Annotated in this window: 2 protein-coding genes; one reads left to right on the top strand and one right to left on the bottom strand. The window is 68.8% G+C overall.

Annotation, left to right across the window (positions count from 1 at the left end; translation table 11 throughout):
* Positions 1 to 211 precede the first annotated feature (211 nt).
* Positions 212 to 1,651 carry an NAD(P)/FAD-dependent oxidoreductase gene (locus U9980_RS19715; RefSeq protein WP_322769271.1) on the top strand — a complete coding sequence of 480 codons (1,440 nt, stop codon included), beginning with the start codon at positions 212 to 214 and terminating at the stop codon, positions 1,649 to 1,651.
* Positions 1,652 to 1,691: 40 nt separating this feature from the next.
* Here U9980_RS19715 and U9980_RS19710 read toward each other — a convergent pair.
* The coding region (locus U9980_RS19710) for a PAC2 family protein (protein WP_322769270.1) at positions 1,692 to 2,525 on the bottom strand (834 nt) is incomplete at its 5' end.

The following is a 2,525-nucleotide window of genomic DNA, read 5'->3' as shown; positions in this document are numbered from 1 at the left end:
TGGGCAATCGGCCAGTTGGGCGCTGCGGGTGTCGTCAGTGCCGGCGGTTCGATTTCGTCCTCGCCACACCGTCCTCGCCACCCGTGTTCACCTGTTGTAGAGGTTGTGGTTACACAGAGGTGGGATTCCGGTTTATCGGTCGCTGTAGCTGGAACGACTCGCGGGAGGCGACGCTGCTCCACTTGATCTCCTGACGTGTTGGAGGTAGATCGTGCCCGACAACGTGCTCCCCACCTGGCTTGACAACGTCCGTACCCGGCGGGGTGCCAGCGCTACGGTTGGCAGCGGTGCTCCCGGTGCGGGAAGCGACGGGACGCGGGCAGCGCGCCCTCGCATCGTCGTGGTCGGCAGTGGCTTCGCGGGCTTGTCCGTGCTGCGGCAGCTGGAGCGGCGACTGCCCGTGGACGCCGCTGAGCTCGTCGTCGTGTCCCCGGTCGACCATCTTCTCTACACGTCGCTGTTGCCCCAGGTGGCGACCGCCGAGGCCGAGCCGCGTCATCTGGCGGTGTCCATCAGGGCAATGCTGCGGCGGGCCACACTGACGCTCGGCCACGTGGTCGGGGTCGATTTTCCGAACCGTACGATCACGATCCGCCAGTCAGACGGCACCCACGCGACGATGGGCTGGGACCGCCTTGTACTGACGCCCGGGGCGGTGACGCGCACATTCGACATCCCGGGCCTGACCGATCACGCGCTCGGTCTGAAGAACCTGGCGGAAGCCGTCTACCTACGCGATCATGTGCTGCACCAGTTCGAGTATGCCGACGCCTCCGACGATCCGGCGGTGCGCCGGGCGCGGTGCACCTTCGTGGTCGTCGGAGCCGGGTACACCGGGACCGAGCTCGCCGCTCAGATGATGCAGTTCAGCAGGCGGGCGGTGGGTCAGTACCCACGCCTGACCGCGCGCGACATCCGCTGGATTCTCCTCGATCTGGCACCGCGGGTGCTGCCCGAGCTGGGCGAGGCACTCAGTAAGGGAGCGGCACGGGTCCTTGCCAAGCGGGGGGTCGAGGTGCGGCTGCGGACGTCCATCTCGGAGGTGAGCGCCGACAGCGTCCGGTTCACCGACGGCGAGAGCGTTGCGGCCCACACTCTCGTCTGGTGCGCTGGGGTGGCTCCCAGCCCGCTGATATCCACGCTGGGCCTGCCGACCCAGCATGGTCGCCTAGTGGTGGACGCCCGCTTCCAGGTGCCTGATGTCGCGGGGGTGTTCGCTCTCGGGGACGCCGCGGCCGTGCCCGACGTGACCCAGGGCTGTCAGCCGGCGGGGCAGACCGCCCAACACGCCATCCGCCAGGGAGTTGCCGCCGGGCGCAGCATCGCCGCCTCGCTCGGTCACGGGACGGCGAAGCCCTACCGGCACCGTAACCTCGGTTTCGTCGTCGACCTCGGCGGGACCGACGCCGTGGCCGATCCGTTCGGAATCGCGATGTCCGGGGTGCCTGCCGCGGTGGCGACCCGCGCATACCACCTGTGGGCGCTACCCTGCCTGACCAACAAGACGCGGGTCGCGACGGACTGGCTCCTCGACACGTTCACCCCACGCCAGATCGTCCGGCTCGGATTCCTGCCGCCGGCCAAGTCCTCGATCAATGCCGCCGAGCAGATCGACATCTACCATGACCGGCCAGCTGCGACCGGCGGGTGATGACCGCTGCCTGCTCCGCGTGGGTCACGGTGTGGGTGGATCACGGTGTGGGTGGGCCACCGGGCTCGGCCTGCTCGGCCAGGAACCGTTCCAACGCGGCACCGAGCTCATCGGCTGTGGGCAGTGGCCCGGTCGTAGCCGCCGGTAGGTTCGTGCTCTCGCGGCCGCGCATGAACGCGTCGTACTGTTCCTCGAGCGCTTGGACGAGTGCGGCGGCTTCACCCCCGTCCTCCAGCTGCTGGTTGACGTTGTCGCGGACGGCCGCTGCCGCCGTGCGCAACTCGTCCAGCGGCAGGAGCAGACCGGTCGCCTTGGACACCGCCGTGAGCAGCGTCTCGGCGGCATCGGGATAGTCGGTCTGAGAAAGATAGTGCGGGACGTGGGCGGCGAAACCCATCGCGTCGCGGCCGTCGCGTCCCAGCTCGTACTCCAACAGGTGGCCGGCGCTGCCCGGTACCTGTACCCGTCGCAGCCATGGCTCGTACCCGGTGACCAGGCCCGGTCGGGTCGCGTGGGCGGTGAGCCCGCATGGGCGCGTGTGCGGGATGGCCATCGGGATCGCGTTGAGGCCCACCGTCACCTGGATGCCCAGGCGCGTCATGACGGTGCGCACCGCGGCGGTGAACCGTTTCCACTGCAGGTCGGGCTCTGGACCGCACAGCAGCAGGAACGCGGTGCCGGCACTGTCGTTCAGCGCATACAGCCCGAGCACGGGTTCTTCGTAGTGTTCCCAGTGGTCCTCAACGAAGATCATGGCGGGTCGTCGGGACCGGTAGTCGAGCAGCTGGTCCACATCGAAGGTCACGACCAGCCGGTGCTCCAGAGCGCTCAGTAGATGTTGGCCGGCGAGGCGAACCGCCCCACCGGCGTCGAC

The sequence above is a fragment of the Protofrankia sp. Cr1 genome (assembly GCF_963555865.1).
GTDB lineage: Bacteria > Actinomycetota > Actinomycetes > Frankiales > Frankiaceae > Protofrankia.
Note: the sequence above shows the minus strand (reverse complement) of the source record. Positions and strands in the feature narration are given on the sequence as shown.